General features: G+C 31.8%; 19 protein-coding genes and 1 tRNA gene. 11 read left to right on the top strand and 9 right to left on the bottom strand.

Annotation, left to right across the window (positions count from 1 at the left end; translation table 11 throughout):
* The gene (purD, locus tag HA144_RS07560) at positions 1-1,332 is read right to left on the bottom strand and encodes a phosphoribosylamine--glycine ligase (RefSeq protein ID WP_209043469.1); all 1,332 of its coding nucleotides are present in this window, start codon (positions 1,330-1,332) and stop codon (positions 1-3) included.
* Positions 1,333-1,471: 139 nt separating this feature from the next.
* Between purD and purC the strand changes: the two genes are divergently transcribed.
* From purC to msrA, 7 genes are read left to right on the top strand one after another with little or no spacing between them, the layout of a single operon-like run.
* Positions 1,472-2,200: a phosphoribosylaminoimidazolesuccinocarboxamide synthase gene (purC, locus tag HA144_RS07555; RefSeq protein WP_209043468.1), complete on the top strand. Its 729-nt coding sequence runs from the start codon at positions 1,472-1,474 to the stop codon at positions 2,198-2,200.
* Positions 2,201-2,244: 44 nt separating this feature from the next.
* Entirely contained in the window at positions 2,245-4,377 is a 2,133-nt protein-coding gene (locus HA144_RS07550; protein WP_209043467.1) for a BamA/TamA family outer membrane protein, read from the top strand.
* Positions 4,378-5,214 (top strand): UDP-3-O-acyl-N-acetylglucosamine deacetylase, encoded by an 837-nt coding sequence (gene lpxC / locus HA144_RS07545; RefSeq protein WP_209043466.1) that lies wholly within the window; start codon positions 4,378-4,380, stop codon positions 5,212-5,214.
* A 16-nt stretch (positions 5,215-5,230) separates the two neighbouring features.
* Complete coding sequence (gene fabZ, locus HA144_RS07540) at positions 5,231-5,689, top strand: 3-hydroxyacyl-ACP dehydratase FabZ (protein ID WP_209043465.1); 459 nt, start codon at positions 5,231-5,233, stop codon at positions 5,687-5,689.
* A gap of 4 nt (positions 5,690-5,693) precedes the next feature.
* Complete coding sequence (gene lpxA, locus HA144_RS07535; protein ID WP_209043464.1) at positions 5,694-6,527, top strand: acyl-ACP--UDP-N-acetylglucosamine O-acyltransferase; 834 nt, start codon at positions 5,694-5,696, stop codon at positions 6,525-6,527.
* A 4-nt stretch (positions 6,528-6,531) separates the two neighbouring features.
* Positions 6,532-7,710 carry a lipid-A-disaccharide synthase gene (gene lpxB / locus HA144_RS07530; protein ID WP_209043463.1) on the top strand — a complete coding sequence of 393 codons (1,179 nt, stop codon included), beginning with the start codon at positions 6,532-6,534 and terminating at the stop codon, positions 7,708-7,710.
* A 16-nt stretch (positions 7,711-7,726) separates the two neighbouring features.
* Entirely contained in the window at positions 7,727-8,329 is a 603-nt protein-coding gene (msrA, locus tag HA144_RS07525; protein ID WP_209043462.1) for a peptide-methionine (S)-S-oxide reductase MsrA, read from the top strand.
* 12 nt (positions 8,330-8,341) lie between these two features.
* Here msrA and HA144_RS07520 read toward each other — a convergent pair whose 3' ends face one another.
* Positions 8,342-9,814 carry a leucyl aminopeptidase gene (locus tag HA144_RS07520; RefSeq protein ID WP_209043461.1) on the bottom strand — a complete coding sequence of 491 codons (1,473 nt, stop codon included), beginning with the start codon at positions 9,812-9,814 and terminating at the stop codon, positions 8,342-8,344.
* A gap of 24 nt (positions 9,815-9,838) precedes the next feature.
* Positions 9,839-10,450 (bottom strand): hypothetical protein, encoded by a 612-nt coding sequence (locus tag HA144_RS07515; RefSeq protein WP_209043460.1) that lies wholly within the window; start codon positions 10,448-10,450, stop codon positions 9,839-9,841.
* A 152-nt stretch (positions 10,451-10,602) separates the two neighbouring features.
* Here HA144_RS07515 and HA144_RS07510 point away from each other — a divergent pair, with 152 nt between their 5' ends.
* From HA144_RS07510 to pyrF, 3 genes are read left to right on the top strand one after another with little or no spacing between them, the layout of a single operon-like run.
* Positions 10,603-10,926: a DUF1825 family protein gene (locus tag HA144_RS07510; RefSeq protein ID WP_209043459.1), complete on the top strand. Its 324-nt coding sequence runs from the start codon at positions 10,603-10,605 to the stop codon at positions 10,924-10,926.
* 19 nt (positions 10,927-10,945) lie between these two features.
* Positions 10,946-12,184, top strand: a complete 1,239-nt coding sequence (gene tyrS / locus HA144_RS07505) for a tyrosine--tRNA ligase (protein WP_209043458.1) — start codon at positions 10,946-10,948, stop codon at positions 12,182-12,184.
* A 6-nt stretch (positions 12,185-12,190) separates the two neighbouring features.
* Entirely contained in the window at positions 12,191-12,919 is a 729-nt protein-coding gene (gene pyrF, locus HA144_RS07500) for an orotidine-5'-phosphate decarboxylase (protein ID WP_209043457.1), read from the top strand.
* On the opposite strand, the gene plsY is transcribed toward pyrF, so the two are convergent.
* Genes plsY through HA144_RS07475 form a run of 5 tightly spaced genes read right to left on the bottom strand, consistent with a single transcriptional unit; the run spans position 12,906 to position 17,068 of the window.
* Positions 12,906-13,496, bottom strand: coding sequence for a glycerol-3-phosphate 1-O-acyltransferase PlsY (plsY, locus tag HA144_RS07495; RefSeq protein ID WP_209043456.1), 591 nt, complete (start codon positions 13,494-13,496; stop codon positions 12,906-12,908). The two genes, pyrF and plsY, sit on opposite strands and share 14 nt — an antisense overlap.
* A gap of 5 nt (positions 13,497-13,501) precedes the next feature.
* Entirely contained in the window at positions 13,502-14,512 is a 1,011-nt protein-coding gene (locus HA144_RS07490; RefSeq protein WP_209043455.1) for a DUF3086 domain-containing protein, read from the bottom strand.
* Between the two features lie 35 nt (positions 14,513-14,547).
* Complete coding sequence (locus tag HA144_RS07485; RefSeq protein WP_012008209.1) at positions 14,548-14,952, bottom strand: DUF3119 family protein; 405 nt, start codon at positions 14,950-14,952, stop codon at positions 14,548-14,550.
* 4 nt (positions 14,953-14,956) lie between these two features.
* Positions 14,957-15,712 carry an MlaE family ABC transporter permease gene (locus HA144_RS07480; protein ID WP_209043454.1) on the bottom strand — a complete coding sequence of 252 codons (756 nt, stop codon included), beginning with the start codon at positions 15,710-15,712 and terminating at the stop codon, positions 14,957-14,959.
* A 9-nt stretch (positions 15,713-15,721) separates the two neighbouring features.
* Complete coding sequence (locus HA144_RS07475; RefSeq protein ID WP_209043795.1) at positions 15,722-17,068, bottom strand: MFS transporter; 1,347 nt, start codon at positions 17,066-17,068, stop codon at positions 15,722-15,724.
* A 112-nt stretch (positions 17,069-17,180) separates the two neighbouring features.
* Here HA144_RS07475 and HA144_RS07470 point away from each other — a divergent pair.
* Positions 17,181-17,251, top strand: a tRNA-Gly gene (locus tag HA144_RS07470).
* 1 nt (position 17,252) lies between these two features.
* Here the strand turns inward: HA144_RS07470 and HA144_RS07465 are convergent.
* On the bottom strand, positions 17,253-19,286 hold the full coding sequence (locus HA144_RS07465; RefSeq protein ID WP_209043453.1) for a glycogen debranching protein: 2,034 nt from the start codon (positions 19,284-19,286) through the stop codon (positions 17,253-17,255).
* Between the last annotated feature and the right edge of the window lie 263 nt (positions 19,287-19,549).

Below are 19,549 nucleotides of genomic sequence, written 5' to 3'. Positions count from 1 at the left end.
TTAATTACCCTTTGGAAAGTTTTTCCTCACTTGATGACCAATATCATTTCTAAAATAAATACCATCAAAGTATATTTCTTTTAAATTTTTATATGCTTTTTCGAAAACCGTATCAAAATCTTTATCTTGACAGACAATACTTAAAACTCGTCCTCCATTAGTTAATAATTCCCCGTTTTTACTTTGAGCAGTGCCAGAGTCGAATATTTGAAAATCATTTGAATCAATATTTCCTATTTTAATCGGAAAACCAGTTTTATATTGGTTAGGGTAACCTCCTGAAGTTGCTATTACACAACCGCTAACCTTATCGGTTGTATTAATCACTTCGTCTCCAGTTAAATTACCCATGGAGCATTTTTCTAAAAGAAATACAAAATTTTGATCCATCAAAGGCATTATTGTTTGGCATTCGGGGTCACCAAATCTACAGTTATATTCTATAACTTTTGGCCCAGACCTTGTGATCATTAATCCAAAATAAATTACGCCTTTATAATCAATATTTTTTTTATTAAGCTCAACTATTGTCGGTTTAATTATCTCTTTGATAATTATATTAAGGTAATCTTCTGTTAATAATGGAGCTGGAGAATAAGCCCCCATCCCTCCTGTATTTGGACCTTTATCATTTTCATTGAGACGTTTATGATCTTGTGCACTTGGAAGTAATATGAATTTCTCTCCATCACATAGAGCAAAAACTGAAACTTCTGGCCCCTGAATTTTTTCTTCGAGAACTACCACATTCCCAGAATTACCAAACTTCCCATTGAAGATTATTTCTGCTGCTCTAAAACATTCATCTTTTGAATCGGGAATAAAAACACCTTTACCTGAAGCCAAACCATCCGCTTTGACGACTAGTGGAATAGTAGATGCATGGATAATTTCTTTTGCCTCTTCTAGAGATTTTACTTTCCAAAACTTTGCAGTTGGAATATTTGCATCTTCCATAAATTCCTTTGCCCAGGATTTGCTATATTCCAGTTTTGCTCCATCTTTACCAGGACCAAATACTTTGAAATCTTTTTTGCGAAGAAAATCGGCCAATCCATCTGCTAAAGGTATTTCGGGCCCTATTACAATCAAATCTATTTTTAGTAAATAAAGCTTTTCGGCTAATTCATTTTTCTTGTTAATATCAATATCTATTCTTTCACATTTTTCTATTCTTTCTGATCCTCCATTGCCTGGGACTAAATAAATTTTTTTGACTAATTCATTTTTTTGAATAGCCCAAGCTAAAGAATTTTCTCTTCCTCCATTTCCAATTATTAAAATATTTTCTAAATTTATTAAGTTCTTAGAAATTGTTGAATTGATACTCATAAAATTTGTTTTTTTTGAAGGTTATGAGGTTTCGATGAATAATCAGGTAAAATAAAAGAAACTATTTATAAAAGTTGATCTCTAATAAATATGTTAATTATAAATTTTACTTTTAGTAATCAATTGAGGTCTTAAATTAATGAATAATAAATATGAGTTGATTTATGAAGGTAAAGCAAAAAAAGTATTTTCTCATGATGATGTAGATAAAGTGATAATTGAATTTAAAGATGATGCTACAGCTTTTAATGCATTGAAAAAAGCTAAATTTGAAGGGAAGGGAAAACTTAATTGCCTAATAAGTGCAAGAATTTTTGAATTTCTAATTAAAAAGAATATTCCTACTCATTTTATTGAACTTAAAAATGAAAATACAATAATTGCACAAAAAATAAAAGTAATACCTCTTGAAATTGTTTTGAGAAATACTGCTTATGGTTCTTTATGTAAACAAACAACTATTAGACCTGGAACTGACTTGGCAAAACCATTAATTGATTTTTATCTTAAGAATGATGAACTAAATGATCCTCTTATTACAAAAGATAGAATTGAATTAATGAATATTATAAGTTCTAATGATTTAAATTTAATAGTAGATTTAACCTTAAAAATTAATGAAATCCTGAAAATTTTTTTTAAAAATATTCAGCTTCGACTTATAGATTTCAAGTTGGAGTTTGGATATGATTCTAAAAATAACATACTTCTAGGAGATGAAATAAGTCCTGATAATTGTAGATTATGGGATCTCAATCAGAAAAATGATACAATTGTAAGCCTAGACAAAGACAGATTTAGAAATGATTTAGGTGGTCTAATTGAAGCTTATAGCGAAATTAACCGAAGAATAAACAAAGTCATTTAACTAAATTCAATGAGCAATGCTTTATTCCCATAATGAAAAATACTATGCAAAAACATTTTTTAAAATTTAAAAAGGTTTTCACGAATATTGCTTGTTCTCCTTTGATTTTGATATCAAATAATTCAGAACTAGCGGCTAAGTATTTGTCAAATGACTTTGAGCAATCGATCTCAACTTTAGAAATACAAAATATTCAAGATGGTTTAATTCAAGGTTTTGATATTAAACAACAGAAAAATTTCTTTATGGCAGAAAATGAAAAGAATACTAAGCAAGAAAGTGTTCTTATTTCAGAAATAATTATAAAAGGTTGGGAAAATCATCCTGAGGGCAGGAAACTTGAATTAGCTGCATATGATTCTATGAGTATAAAGCCGGGAAGTGTTGTTAATAATCGAATTTTAAACAAAGATTTAAATGCAATTTATGCTAGTGGTTGGTTTTCAGGAGTTAAAATAAATTCTCAAGATGGCCCGTTAGGAGTAAGGATAATTGTAAATGTAGTGCCCAATCCAATTTTGACAAAAGTTGAACTTGAACCATTGAATTCTGTAATCTCTAATTCATATGTAAATAATATTTTTAAAAATTTTTATGGCACAACTCTTAACCTAAATGAATTGCAAAACAAGATAAAAATTATTAAAAAGCATTATGAAAGTAAGGGTTATTCTTTAGTGAGAATCAATGGACCTGACAGAATTTCCGAAAATGGGATAGTAACATTAAAAGTCTCTGAGGGAATTATATCTGATGTAAAGTTAAGATTTCTTGGGTCTGATGGTGAATCTACTGTCGATGGGAAACCTAGAAAAGGGAAAACAAAAGACTGGGTTATAAATAGAGAGTTAAAAACACAGCCTGGTACTATTTTTAATAGAAAAATTTTAGAAGCTGATATCAAAAGACTTTATGCCACATCATTATTTGATGATGTAAAGGTATCTCTTGGCCCAGATAATTTAAATCCTGGTCAAGTCATAATTTTCTTAGATTTGAGCGAGCAAAGAACAGGATCATTAACAGGTGGTCTTGGTTATAGTAATAGTGCAGGTGTCTTTGCCACTATTGGTTTGCAGGAAACTAATGCACTAGGCAGAGCTTGGTCTACAAAATTCAATCTAAATTTTGGAGAATATTCAACAACCTATAATTTTTCTATATATGACCCATGGATTAAAGGAGATAAATATAAAACTTCTTTTAGAACAAATATTTTTCTAAGTAGAAATTATCCACAGGAATTTAAAAGTGAAGATAATGGACGTATTTATGCTGTAAATGATACAACTACTTCAACAGCTGATACTTTTTCATCAATAGTTCTAGAAAAAACAGGAGGTGGATTTTCTTTCTCAAGACCATTTAATGATGGGGATCCATTTAAAATTGCCAAATGGAGAGTTCTTGCAGGGATGAATTTCAAGAAAGTAAAGATGATTGATGGTGATGGCAACAAAAAACCTTATGGTGATATGACACCAACAACCGGTAATATAAGCGATATTATATGTATTGGATTTACTCCTAGTGATGGCACCTGTCCTGAAGAAAATACACTGGTTAGTTTAATTGCAAGTACATCTAGAAATAATTTGAATAATTCTGTAAATCCAACTTCAGGAAACAAATTAAGCTTTGGTACTGAACAATTTGTTTCAATGGGTCAAAACTCTCCAACTTTCAATAGAATGAAAGCCTCCTATTCATCTTTTATCCCAATAAAGTTGATAAATTTAACCAAAGCATGTAGGTCTAGTAATGAAAGTAGTGAAGATTGTCCTCAGGCTATTGGTTTTCACTTTACGGGAGGAACAATTGTTGGGGAATTGCCTCCTTATGAAGCATTTTGTATGGGAGGAACATCATCAGTTAGAGGTTGGGGATCTTGTGATCTAGCTGTAAGTAAAAGTTTTGTTGAAGGTACCATAGAGTATAGATTCCCTGTTTGGAGAATGATAACTGGAGCTTTATTCGTTGATGCAGGAAGTGATTTAGGCTCTCAAAAGAATGTTCCAGGAAAACCCGGAAAATTATTAAAGAAATCAGGTTCTGGCTATTCGCTTGGAGGTTCAGTTGGAGTTAAAACCCCAATTGGTCCATTAAGATTAGATGTTGCTAGTAAAGAACTAAGTGGAGATTGGAGATATACACTTGGAGTGGGATGGAAGTTTTAAGTGTTTTCTTGGCCTACTAATTATGATTATTGCTATACCTTAGCTGGTACCATTACCAGAGAAGGGATAGGTCTTCATAGTGGAGATTCAACAAGGGTAACAATTTCTCCTTACGAAAAAGAAGGATATTATGTTTCTTTTAAGGATAAACCCAACGATATTTTTAAGCTAACTCAAGATTTAATAGGAAGTACGATGCTTTGTACGGCGGTTAAATTAGGAAGACGAAATTTATACACTATTGAACATCTATTATCTTCAATGGCTGGGTGTGGATTAAGTTATATACATATTGAAGTAGATGGGAGAGAGATCCCGCTTTTAGATGGTTCAGCGATTCAGTGGGTTAAAGAATTTGAGGAAGTAGGGATAAAAAAGGCTCCTAAACCAGATAATTTTTTTCGGGCGATTAATAAATCCATAATTTTAAATAAAAAAAGCTCAGTTATAGCAGCAACCCCCTCTGAAAAAACTACAATTATATCAACCATAAGTTTTCCCTATAAAGCAATTAGTGATCAAACTTTTGTGATTGATTTAAATCCAAAAAGTTTTGTTGAAATGATTGCTCCAGCAAGAACTTTTGGCTTTAAGGATCAATTTCAAGAGTTGAGTGAACTTGGATTAATAAAGGGTGGAAGTTTGGAAAATGCCCTTGTTTGTGATGGTGATGGATGGGTTAATCCACCATTAAGATTTGATAATGAACCAATAAGACATAAAATTTTGGACCTTATTGGGGACTTGGCTTTGGTAGGGTTACCTAAGGCCCAAATTTTAGTTTATAAAGGATCACATTCTTTAAACGCTTTATTGGCCTCATCGCTAAAACATTAACTTTATCTTTATTGCTTTGGAAAAGAAATTATCCAGTGAAAATAATCAACTCTCCTCTGAGAAAATATTAGGTTTATTACCTCACAGATATCCTTTTGCTCTAGTGGATAAAGTAATTGAGCATATTCCTGGTGAGCGTGCCGTCGCAGTAAAAAATGTAACTATAAATGAGCCGCAATTTCAAGGCCACTTTCCTGAGAGACCATTAATGCCTGGGGTCCTTATTGTTGAATCGATGGCTCAAGTTGGAGGAATAATAGTAACTCAAATGCCTGACCTTCCTAAAGGACTTTTCGTTTTTGCTGGAATAAATAATGTTAAATTCAGAAGACCTGTTGTACCTGGAGATCAATTGATAATTACTTGTGAATTATTGAGTATAAAAAGAAAAAGATTTGGCAAGGTAAAAGGAGAGGCACACGTAGATGGGAAGTTGGCTTGTGCCGGAGAATTAATGTTTTCCTTGGTTGATTAGTAATATGAAGAATAAAAATAATGAATTAAAGAAAAACTTTGAAGGTGTACAAGTACACCCAAATGCTTTTGTTGACTCAAATGCAGAATTGCATGATGGAGTATTTATCTCTCAAGGAGCTGTTATTGGCCCTAACGTGACTATTGGGAAAGGGACAGAGATAGGACCGAATGCTGTAATTACTGGAAAGACTCAAATAGGAAGGAACAATAAGGTTTTCCCAAATGTTTTTATAGGTCAAGATCCCCAAGATCTTAAATATAGAGGAGCTCCTACAGAGGTCATTATTGGAGATGATAATACTTTTAGAGAATGTGTAACTATTAATAAAGCAACTGATGAAGGGGAAAAAACTATTATTGGCAATAATAATTTGTTAATGGCTTATTCTCATATAGGTCATAATTGTGAACTTGGTAATGGGATAGTTTTATCTAATAGTGTGCAAGTTGCTGGCCATGTAAAGGTTGAAGATAAAGCTATTATTGGTGGCTGTTTAGGTATTCATCAATTTGTACATATTGGATATTTAGCAATGATTGGAGGAATGACTAGAGTGGATAGGGATGTACCACCTTTTTGTATAGCAGAAGGTCATCCTGGGAGACTAAGAGGTTTGAACAGAATTGGTATTAAAAGAAGTGGTTTGATGGAAAATAATGATGTTGATTTAAAAATTTTGCAAAGTACGTGGAATTTACTTTTTAAATCCAATAATGTAATGTCTGAAGCATTGGAAATCGCAAAAAAAAGTAAGTTAGATAATGCTTCAATGAAATTATGTAATTTTTTAAAAGATTCAATCTCGAAAGAAAGACGCGGTCCAATGCCTTTATAAATTAATGAACAAAAAAATATTTATCAGTACAGGAGAAGTCTCCGGAGATTTACATGGGAGTTTATTGTCAAAAGCATTATTTGATGAAGCAATGAAAAAATCTTTAGATTTAGAAATTTGCGGATTAGGTGGGGAAAGGATGAAGAAAGAAGGTGTAAAAATTCTTCAAGATACTACATCAATTAGTGCAATAGGAATTTGGGAGGCTTTGCCTCTTCTTCTTCCCACAATAAGAATTCAAAGAAGATTATATAAATTACTAAAAAAATATCCTCCAGATTGCTTAATTTTGATTGATTATATGGGGCCAAATATTAGTATTGGGAATAAATTAAAAAGATCGAAAAATACTCTTCCAATTTACTACTACATTGCTCCTCAAGAATGGGCGTGGAGAGTTGGTAATAATAGCACTACAAATTTAATTAATTTTTCAGATAAAATTTTTGCGATTTTTAAGCAGGAAGCGAACTTCTATAAAAGGAGGGGTGGAAATGTTTTTTGGGTTGGACACCCAATGATTGATTTAACAAAAAAACTTCCTTCTAAGAAAGTTTCTAGAACAATTCTTAAACTTAGAAATAACCAGAATATTTTACTTTTAATGCCTGCATCAAGACCACAAGAGTTGAGGTACATATTGCCAACATTTTTGAAAACTGCAAAACAATTGCAACTAAAATACCCAAGTCTTGTTGTTTGTATTCCATCCTGTAGGAGTGCTTTTGATGAAAAATTTAGAAAGGGTTTAGAAAAATATGGAATCAAAGGTAAGGTTATCTCTCAGCAAGATAATTCTGAATTGAAACCTTATATTTATTCATTAACAAAACTAGCTTTATGCAAATCAGGTACAGTTAATATGGAATTAGCTTTATACGGTATACCACAGGTTGTTGGATATAAAGTGAGTAGAGTTACAGCTTTTATTGCAAGAAAAATTCTGAATTTTAAAGTGAGATTTATTTCTCCTGTGAATCTTTTAATGAAAAAATCAATAATAGCAGAGTTTGTCCAGAAAAATTTTAATGAAAAGAAAATTTTTTATAAAGCTTGCAGGCTTCTTGATCTGAAATCAGAAAAAGCAAAAATCAAAAAAGGGTATGCTCTTTTAAAAAAAGAATTAGGAGAGGAAGGAGTAGTTGATAGAGCCGCCAAAGAAATCATTAATTCAATTATTTGAACCTTATAATTAAGTGATGAAATATTTTTTACCTTTAATAATTGCTTTTTCAATTTTTCTTAACCCTATAAATACCTTCGCAGAAGAATTGATTCTTGCGGGAGGGTGTTTTTGGTGTTTAGAACACGATTTAGAGTCTTTTAAAGGGATAAATTTTGTGCAAAGTGGCTATTCTGGAGGAGATTCCCAAAATCCTACTTACGAAAATCATGACGGTCATCAAGAAGTTGTTTTGGTTAATTATGATTCCCAACTTGTAAGTTTGGCCGAAATACTTAGGCTATATATGAGAAATATTGATCCGCTGGACGGTAATGGGCAATTTTGTGATCGTGGAGATTCTTATAGGCCAGTGATTTTTTTCAAAGATAAAATAGAGGAAACTTATGCAAAAAATGCAATTGTTTCAGCATCTAATGAATTGAGATTGCCATTAGAAAAAATATATGTTGAATTAAAACCAAGAGGTCAATTTTGGTTAGCTGAAGAATATCATCAGGATTTTGCTGAGAGAAATGAATTAAAATATAAGTTTTATAGATACTCCTGTGGGAGAGATCAGAAATTGGATAAGTTATGGGGGAATAACGCTAGATCAAATAATCCTTGGTCTGAATGATTTTAAATATTATTATTTATTTTTAATCCATTGAACAAGAGTTTTAACTCCAAAACCGGTTGCACCTGATGGGTTAATCCCCTTATTTTTATCAGTCCAACAAGTGCCTGCGATATCGATATGAGCCCATTTTATATCTTCATTTAAGAATTCCTCGAGAAACAAAGCAGCAGTTATTGATCCACCTGCTCTTGGACCTGTATTTTTCATATCAGCTATATGAGACTTTAACCCTTCCTTATAGGATTTTTGTAAAGGCATTTGCCATAATTCTTCTCCAGCTTCGGCTGATGCAGTTTTTAGATCATTTGCTAAATCATTATTATTACTCCAGAATCCTGCTACATCACTTCCTAATGCAATAACAATTGCTCCTGTTAAGGTGGCAAGATCTATGATTGAATCTGGTTTTAAATTTGATGCGTAAGTTAAAGAATCAGCCAATGTTAGTCTGCCCTCTGCATCGGTGTTATTTATTTCAATTGTCTTGCCATTAGATGCTTTAACTACGTCTCCTGGATGTACAGCAGATCCATTTATCATGTTTTCACATGATGCCACAATAAAATGAATTTCTAGGCCTTTTGGTTTGATAGCTCCAAGTGCTTTTGCTGCTCCTAAAACTGCTGCGCTGCCGCCCATATCATATTTCATCATTTCAATTTGAGATGCCCCTACTTTCAGATTGTAACCTCCAGAATCAAAGGTTAAACCTTTCCCAACAAGAGCAATCCTTTCTTTTATAGGCCCCTCTGATTTCAAAGTTAGATGTATAAATTTAGGATCAAGATCAGATCCTTTTGCTACAGCTAGATATGCACCCATTCCTAAATCTTCACATTCTTTTGACTCTAAAATTTTTACTTCCAAGCCATGATCTTTAGCTATTTGAGTAGCTTGCATAGACATTTCTAGAGGCGTAAGGCTATTTGGAGGGGCAGCTACAAGTCTTCTGGCTAGTTCTACACCTTCACATATTTTTTCTGACTCTTCAAAGCTAATATTTTCAAATTTTTTTAAATTCAAAAATTCAATTTCTTTAAGAACTTTCTTTTCATCTTTTTTCTTATTGAATCTATTGTCCTTATAAGCAGATAATCTGGCTGACTCTGCTAATTGATTTATTTCTATTTTTGAATTTATTAATTCCCAAGGCAACAATATGCTGATTTTCTCGTTTTTATCAACAATCTTCCTAATTAGATTTCCTATGGAGATTTCTATATCACTTTTGTTAAGGTCTTTTGATTTTCCAAGCCCAACAATGATTAAAGTTTCTAATTTTTGATCTAAAAATTCAAAGCTTAAAGTTTTTCCTTTTTCTCCTTTAAATTTTCTTTGAGTAACTTTTTTTAGTAATAATTTTGAGTCAACAACAAAATTTAATTTTTCAAGTTGGTTTGCTATTTCTTCTTCTAAAACTCCAAAAATTAATGAAGGACCTTGCCAGTTATCTAGATTTTTTTGGAATGTAGAAAATTGCATTTGTAAAAGGGATTAAATAAATTTTTAGTTGTTTGTGAAAGTAGTTGTCCACCTATCTCTGGTTTCTTTATTAAAAGGTGGTAACCATAAATATATCAGTTGCTGTTCTAATTTACGCCTTAATTTTACTTCTTTAGGTACATCTAAGAAGAAACGTATATCTTGGTGACTTGAGAGGTTGTTATTAGCTAGGGCTTCTTTATAGTTCATTAAGTAGTTTTTACAGTCATGTTCTCCCTTCCATCTTCTATTTGCTGAATTTGTTTCTCCTATGTAAAGGATTATTTTAGAACTTACCATATTGTCAATTACAAAATACATTGCTGGACCATCATGTATATGTTGATTAGTTCTCCAGAAGTTTAGTGATAAAGGTTGTAGGGAAAACGGATCAATTTTTTTTTCATTGAAAATATTGTTTAAAGGAAGAATTGTTTGTTGAAGAGTTTTATCGTAACTATCTTCTGAAATTTTGAGTTGGTGATTATGTATTTGATTTCGCCATTCAATTAAGGTTTCACATTTGATTTTTAAATTATTTGTATTTTGAATATTAATTGCAGTATTTGTATTTGAACCAAATAATTCAAATTGTCTATTTTGTTTTGAAATGTTATTTGAGTTGAAGTATTCCAAAAATTATAAATCATTTCTATTAAATTTAATTCTGAATAAATATTTATCAGAGAATTATTTTTAAACTAAAATTTTATTAATGTTCTAATCAATTGAAAAGATTCTTGTTATCTTGTAATTGAGCCTTAATCTTGTGAAGTTAAAAAATAGAAATGGGATTTTTTGAGTCAGACATTGTGCAAGAAGAAGCTAAAAAGCTTTTTACTGATTACCAAGACCTCATGAAGCTTGGTTCTGATTATGGCAAATTTGATAGAGAGGGGAAAAAAATGTTTATAAAAAAGATGGAATCTCTTATGGATCGTTATAAGGTTTTTATGAAGAGATTTGAATTGTCTGAAGATTTTCAAGCAAAAATGACAGTAGAGCAATTAAAAACTCAGTTAAGCCAGTTTGGTATTACTCCTGATCAGATGTTTGAGCAGATGAATAAAACCCTAATAAGAATGAAGGATGAACTTGATAAAACTTCTTAAACTTAACGGTTAAAACTTAATGTCCGATCAATTAATATTGCCGTCATGGCTCTCAAGAGGAATAGACGAGTACTTTCCAGTTAAGGGAATAGATCAAACTTTTTCGGAGATATTTGATCATGCAAAAAAAAATAATAAAAAATTAAGGGTTAAGTTAGGAATCGATCCAACTGGAACCGATATTCACCTTGGACACAGCATATTGTTTAAAAAGCTTAGGGCATTCCAAGATAATGGACATATTGCAGTTTTAATCATTGGCGATTTTACAGCACAAATAGGTGACCCAACTGGAAAAAATAAAACAAGAGTGCAGTTATCTGAAAAACAAGTTAGGGAGAACGCAAAAACATATTTAAACCAACTTGGAATGGGTAAAACAGCTAATGAATCTATTTTAGATTTTGATTCAAAAGAGAGAATAGAAATCAGATATAATAGTGAATGGTTAAAAGGATTAAATCTTAATTCGATAATTGAATTAATGAGCAGTTCAACAGTTAGCCAAATGCTAGCTAAGGAAGAATTTAATAAAAGATATACTTCACAAGTTCCAATTGCTTTGCATGAATTTTTATATCCACTATTGCAAGGTTATGATTCGGTAGTTGTTCAATCAGATATTGAGCTGGGAGGTACAGATCAGAAATTTAATATTGCAATAGGAAGAGATCTTCAGAGGCACTTTAAACAAGAACCTCAATTTGGTGTTCTGTTGCCAATTTTGACAGGCTTAGATGGAATTAAGAAGATGAGTAAATCTGAATTTAACACCGTAGGTTTAACTGAAGATCCTCTTTCAATGTATTCAAAGTTAGAAAAAGTTCCCGATAACATAATACCCACCTACTTTGAATTACTCACTGAATTAGATCTAAATGTACTTAATGACATGAATCCTCGTGAATTGCAGAGAAGAATGGCTTTAGAAGTTACTACTTTATTCCATGGCGCGGAAGAAGCATTAAAAGCACAATCCAACTGCGAAAAATTATTCCTTGGACATAAAGAGAAAGTTGGAGAAATACCAGAGATTTCTTTAAAAGAAATAGTTTTTCCTGTTAAATTTTTTTATTTGTTAAGTGCTTTAAAATTATTTAAATCTAGCAGTGAGTCGAAAAGATCTATTAAAGGTGGTGGAGTTAAGATTGATAGCCAGAAAGTAATCGATCCAAATCTAGTTTTTGAATCAAAAAAAGATTTAGAAGGTAAAATTTTGCAAATTGGAAAAAAAATCATTAAAAGGTTTGAAAACTGATTATAAATGAAAAATAGATTTAATTTAGAAGATAAAATAATATTGGCAATTGATGGTCTAGATCTTAATCAAGCAAAATTACTTCTAGAAAGATGTCCTAGTATTAAGTGGGTGAAAGTTGGTTTAGAGCTTTTTGTTAGGGAAGGTCCAAGAGCTATTGAAATTTTGAAAGGTTTAAATAAAAAGATATTTTTAGATTTAAAATTTCATGATATTCCAAATACCATGAGTGCAGCATGTTATCAAGTTTCAAAATTAGGGGTTGATATAATTTCTATTCATTCTTCGGCAGGTCTTAAAGCTCTTAAGTATTCAAAAAAAGCATCTTTTGAAGGAGCGACCGTCGCTAATGTAAAACCTCCATTAGTTGTTGGTATAACTGTATTAACAAGTTTTTCTCTTAAAGATTTTCAAACTGATCTCGATAGGAAAAATTCAATTGAAGATAATGTATTGAGACTTGCGAAATTGTCTTTTGATGCTGAATTAGATGGATGCGTTTGCTCCCCATGGGAAGTAAAAATATTGAGATCGATTTATAAAAATAATTTTGAACTAATAACACCGGGCATTAGATTAAAGATCGATAGTGCAGATGATCAAAATAGGATTATGACTCCCCATGAGGCTATAGATAATGGTGCTTCTAAATTGGTCATTGGTAGAACAATATCCAAAGCTTTAGATCCTAATAAAGCTCTTATAGAAATTTTCAAATCTATTAATTCTGATTAATTTTAGATTCTTCTCCTTTAATCAATCTTGTTATATTAGTTCTATGTTTCCAGATAACTAAAAACGCCACAATTAAACTAATAAAAAAGTATGAATTTATAATATTACCTAGATAAAAAAACATAAACAAAGGAAGTAAGATCGCAGCTGAAATACTTGATAAAGATACAAATTTAGTTTTTGCTAATACGATTAAAAAAATCCCAAGAGAAGCAAGTCCAACTTTCCAGGAAAGGGCTAAAAACATGCCTAGTCCAGTAGCAACAGCTTTTCCTCCTTTCCCTCCAAGCCATATTGGCCATATATGTCCTGTGATAGCGGATATGCCTGCTATTACTTCTATTAATCCTTGGTCTGTGTAATGCTGAGCAATTTTTACAGCAATAACACCCTTCCCAACATCAATGATAAAAACAAAAAGTGCTGGCCATTTTCCTACATTTCTCAAGACATTTGTGGCACCTGTAGATCCAGAGCCTATTGTTCTTAGATCTAAATTTTTGAGATATTTTCCAGTTAAAAAACCAGTAGGAAAAGATCCTAAGAGATAACTTACAAAAATTATTAAAATATTCATAAAGATTAGTTTAGTTCAAGATCATCGTAAATTTCATTATCTGAACCAGCGAATGCAAGCCATAATGGGAATTGAAGTATTGGAATTTCAACAGATGTTTCTGCTGCATCAATAATAATAAATGGTAATTCTTCATTGGCTTCTAATCTGTCAGCTCTTTCTATTACACCTTCAGGCCTTTCAAAAAGAACAATCCCACTATTAGGTCCAAAGTCATCCCTTGTGAGACCAAGTGAATCTTGAAGAATTCTTCTCCATTCACCTAATCGTTCAGGCTGCGAAGCTAAAATAAGAGTCTGAAACTGATCTCCATATAATTCGCCAAGAATAGATATTAAACCTGCTGATAACAAGGCATTTTTTTGTCGAGACCCTCTACTTTCAAGAGAACCTCTTCCGCCCATATTAAAGAACCAATCATCCATAATTTCTATATCTGATGAATCAAGACTCCGTCTTAATTTCCAAGGTTCTGCATAAAAGTCAGGTTGTTCTGTGAAATTTGTAAAGCAACTTTTTATAATCTCTTCATCTGGCTTAAATGTTTCAGAAAGAGCAGGAACATTAACTACATTATTTGTGCTTTTGTTTTGCTTTCTCTCATCAAGGGGAGAAGGCTTTACGATTATTGGTTGAGAAACTAATTCAAGTTTCTCTACGTTTTGTGAAAGATTCTGCAAAGCTCCAGTTAAGTACTCTTGAAAGCCTTTAACTCTTTTAGCAATATTATCTGACTGTCCTTTGAAATTTGACTCAATATCTTTTTCTATTTCAATTTTTTTTGTTTCTAACTCTTTTATTTCTTTAACTAAAGAGTCTTTTTTTGAAACAAGATCTCTAAAAATTTCATTAGAAATTTCATCGAAAGATTTAGTCGATTTATCGTTTTTTGGTGTAATTTTTTTATTTTGCGTTGTATTTTTCTTACTAATTTGTTTGGTTTTATCATTTGAAATTGACTTATCTATTATTAATTCCTTTTCAGGATTATTGTTGGAAATTTCTGTATTGGTCATTTAAATAATTTTGATGATTAGGCAAAGTCTGAATTTTAAGAATTTTTAATCTCCAGGGAGTCAACTTTTTTTATGAGCTCATCTTTTAATTGCTTTGGATTAAATAAAATTGGTAATAAATGAGGACTGGACTTTTCTCTAAAATAAAAAATACCTGGGATTATAGGGAAAAAGAATTTCCATGATATCCAGTTCTTGAATGGAAAAGTTCTAATCTCTTTCCCTAATTGTAAAACGATAAAATCATCATTTGTTATTTTTATTCTTAAGGTGAATGACTGAAGTAATAAAAAAAAGCTAAAAGAAGCAAAAACTATTGTAGGCAAAGAACCAATATTCAAAAACAAAAGCATAAAACTTAAAACTATTAGAATGATTGGCAATTGAAATGATGGAGATATTATTACTGGTTCCTCTTTTTTTGATTTAGTGTTAAACATAGAATCATCCAAATAAAATTTGTGTTAGTAATACATCCATTAAAGATACAGTAACGAGAGTCATTACAACTGCACCTGTTGTACTTGTTCCAACTTCTTTTGGACCACCTTTAGTTGTAAGTCCATATCCACAAGCAATGATTGAAATAAGTAATCCGAACACCACAGATTTTATTAACATTGAAGTTAAGTCTGTGCTGGTTAAACTTACATTACCTGATCTTACAGATGTCCAAAAAACTATTGGAGGAACTTTATAAAAAATTGTGCTCCAAATTTGTCCACTCCATAAAGCCACAGATAAAAATAAAAGACACTGTATAGGAGACATTATTACCATCGAAAGTAACCTTGGGACTACCAAATATTGGACTGGTTCCGTCCTTAACATGGTTATTGCCTCAATTTGTTCTGTGACTTTCATAGTGCCTAGTTGAGCAGCATAGGCAGTGGCAACCTTTCCAGTCATTAAAGTAGCAGTTAGAAGAGGAGCCATTTCTCTCGCCATGCCAACTGCTAATAAACCTCCAATTTCACTTGAAACCCCCATACTGGTAAGTTGTGATGCAACTTGTATATTAAAAACTGTACCTGCGGCAATTCCTGTAATTAATACAATTAACAAACTTCCAGGACCTGACTCCATAAGTTGGTCAAAGAGATCATTTTTGGAAATTTTACCTCTAAAGATAAAATTAATTGCTTGCCCGCCAATGATTAAGCTGCTCAGAAGTCTTTTGAAAAAATTAGGGTAATACATATCTTTATATTAGTTTGTAATTAATTTTCGATCCCATTTTCTCATGATTAAAAGACCAATTATTACCAATATTGAGGGTATAAAACCAATACACAATCTAATAGTTAATTGTGCTGAGTAGCATTGTTCCATAATATTTAGACCATCTTTATCAACCAGGCATGATTGATAACCAGATAAATACAATAAAAATCCTAATAATTGAACACTAAACGCGATTCCAATCTTCTGAATAAGTACCATCCAAGCAGTATATAGTCCTGCTGGCTTCTCTGGATCTTCATCTATCGCATCAGGAAGTAGTGACCAAGGGATAAGAAAAGCAGTTGAAGCTCCAATACCAATAAGACAGATTATGAAAATTAAAAGAATGAACAAAATTATATTTCCTGAATTTAGAAATAAATTATCCCTAACTCCTGAAACCATATATAAAGGAGGTAAAAACAAAGTTGCCGTACATGAAAGAATCCAAATCATCGCTCCATAGTTCAAAGCTGAAATCCTATTCAATTTATTTGATACTCTGGTCCATATTTGTAAACCCACTAAAGCGCTAATTTGGAAAGGTATCGGGATCCACTTCGCAATATATGTTGGTACATTCAGTACATCTTCTACATAAATTAAAGCTACAGTTTGCATCAATTGTAAGGCGCACCAGAGAAGAATATAAAGCGTAATAACTTTTAGAAATTTTTTATTTCTGAAGATTCTTTTAAATTGAAGTGTTATGGCTTCCACTTTTCCTGAAGGCCTTCGTGCTTTTTTTGCAAATGGAGCCAATCCCCAACAAGAAATTAATGTTGCAGTAACTGCAATAAATCCACTTATTTTACCCATTAAAAAATATTCATTATTTGCTGATCCTTCAGAACCTAATACAACTCCAGCAATTATTAAACCAGTAAGTCCTGCAATTATTGAGCCAGTAAATCTAGATGCGTTTAGTCGTGTTCTTATTGCTGTTTTTTCAGAAATTTCAGTGGATAGAGCTGCAAAAGGAAGATTAATACTTGTATAAGCAGTCATTACGACTATAGAAATTATGGCATAGTAAATAGTCTTGGTTAGCACGGAACCAGTGGGTGTCCACCATATCGCAGCTAAAGAGAAACCAAGAGGAACAGATGCTGCTACCATCCAAGGGATTCTAGGGCCCCATCTAGATTTGGTTCGATCACTTAACCATCCAATTAACGGATCATTTACTGCGTCCCATATCTTTATTAACATTAATAATGAACCTGCAATTATTACTGGTAAACCAGCAGAAATAAAGAATCTGAACAGAAAAAAACCAAATTGCGTCGCGACTAAACCTGTGCCTGCATCTCCTAGCCCATAAGAGAACATTAATCTTGTTGTTGATCTAGTAATATTTTTTTTCGAGTGTGAATTTTCCAATCTTTTTACTTTGTTGATTGTTTGATAATGTATTATTGCAATGGTAATTCTATTACTTAATGCGGGCGTGGTTTAGTGGTAAAACCTCAGCCTTCCAAGCTGAAGATGCGGGTTCGATTCCCGCCGCCCGCTTTTAGAATAAATCGTTTTTTGTCCCAAATACTTCTTCTGAAATGATTAATAAAGAGCTTCTACTCTTTATTGAAACAGATTTTTCATTAATAGTTAAGGGTTTAAAAATCTCAGACATGCTAGTGTCAATAACTTTTAACCAATTATATTTAGATTTCGGTAAGGAGAAATCGATACTTTTTGAATATGCATTTAAACCTATCCAGACCAGCGGATTAGTACTGCCTTTGTTAATGCTAAAGGCAACTGTGTGAGACCAACTACTCCAATCGGGTCTATCTAACTTTGTTCCATGCCAATGATATCTTGGAATATTTTCATTGGATTGACTATTAGGGAAGAATGATGGATTAAAAATTTTTATTAGTTTTTTTCGGATTTTTATAACGTATTTAAAATATTCTAATAATTCCTTATCTTGTTGACCTTGTTCCCAATTCATCCAGCCCAATAAATTATTTTGGCACCAAGAATTATTGTTACCGCCTTGTGACCTTCCTATCTCATCACCCATAAGTATCATTGGAACTCCTCTAGATATAAGTAAACTAAGAATGAGATTTTTTTGTTGTCTTTTCCTTAAATCATTAATTAATAAGTTTGTAGTTGGTCCCTCTATACCATGATTCCAACTATTGTTATGGTTATCACCATCTCTATTTTGTTCTCTATTCGCAAAATTATGTTTTCTATTGAAAGTTACTAAATCTTTTAGAGTGAATCCATCATGTGAAGTAATAAAATTTATTGATTTTGGGAAAATATTATCTTCTTTATAAATAGATGGTGTCCCTTTTATTTTATCGCTCATATTCCAAGCTGTATCTTTATCCCCCTTCCAAAATCTCCGCAAGTCATCTCTAAAATGACCATTCCAAGTGAAAGTATTCTTAGATGGGAAATCACCTAATTTATATAAACCGCCACAATCCCATGGCTCACTTATGAACTTGATATCAATAAGTTCTGGCTCACATTCTATGTCTTCAAAAATTGGAGGATTATCAAGCGGCGAAAGATTTTCTCCTCTTGATAGGGCAATTCCCAAATCAAATCTAAAACCATCAACTCCTAATTCACTCGCCCAACATTTTAATGATTCAATTATTAGTTTTCTAACAAATCCTCTGTTTGCCGCAATAGTATTACCACATCCAGAGACGTCCTGATAATTTTTATCTTTTCCAATAAAGTAATAAAGATTTTCATCTATACCTTTCCAAGATATTGCTGGCCCTTTTGAATCACCTTCGGAAGTGTGATTGTACACAACATCTAAGATGACTTCAATATCTGCTTTATGACATTCCTCTACAAATCTTCTAAATTCCTCTCTATTCTTTTCGGCGGATTCATTCGAAAGATATTCAAAATGCGGAGTAAACCAATTGATTGGACTATAACCCCAAAAGTTCTTTAGACCATTTGGGGCATCAGTAGGATCAAAACAAAAAATTGGAAGTAATTCAATTGTTGTAATACCCAGTTCTTTGAGATATGGAATTTTTTTTAAAAATTTCTTAAAACAACTTTCATCTTTTTCAGTTGATTCAGTGAAAGCTTTGATATGGAGTTCATAAATAATTGTTTCTTCCCAAGAATGTTTCGGTCTTGGATAATCCTTAAAATTAAATAATTTTCTGTCGCAAACAACGCTTTTAAGACAAGAATTAGTATTTTCTTTCGTTTTTAATGCATTTTCTCTTTTATAACTTCCCCATCCGGTAATACCCCTCGAACATGGATCAAGTAATACTTTTTTTTCATAGTTATTATTAATTTCATTATTTTTTTGTTTTACTCTAAAAGCATAAATACAACCTTCATTTAGATTTTTTATTTCCGCATGCCAGTAAGGACCTTTATTATGAGTCTGATCTAATTTGAATATACTTTTTGGGTAAATAGAGTCGTCTTTCTCAAACAATAAGATTTCTATATATTCTGCATTTGTGGCTATTAAGGAAAAATTAACTCCTTGTGAAGTTAGAGAACTCCCTAAAGGAAATGGTTTGCCTTTATTGAGATGAATCACTTTCTCTTTATCATTGATTAGTTAAATATTGAGATAATTTATTTAAATTACTGATATTTGAATAATATATGCAAAATTAAAAAAAAAAACTCAAATTTAAGGCTTCACTAATCAAATATATTAAATCTTGGAGAATATAAATTTTCTTACCTGTTGTTGTTATTCATTCATCTTAACTGATATTTAATTAAACGATTTAGAGATAAAGATTACTCATTACAAACTACATTTTTCTTGATTTCAAAATACAAATTATGTTTTTC

Source organism: Prochlorococcus marinus XMU1404, assembly GCF_017696175.1.
GTDB classification, from domain to species: Bacteria; Cyanobacteriota; Cyanobacteriia; order PCC-6307; family Cyanobiaceae; genus Prochlorococcus_A; species Prochlorococcus_A marinus_X.
The sequence above is the reverse complement of the archived record's forward strand: the minus strand, read 5'-3'. Positions and strand labels throughout refer to the sequence as shown.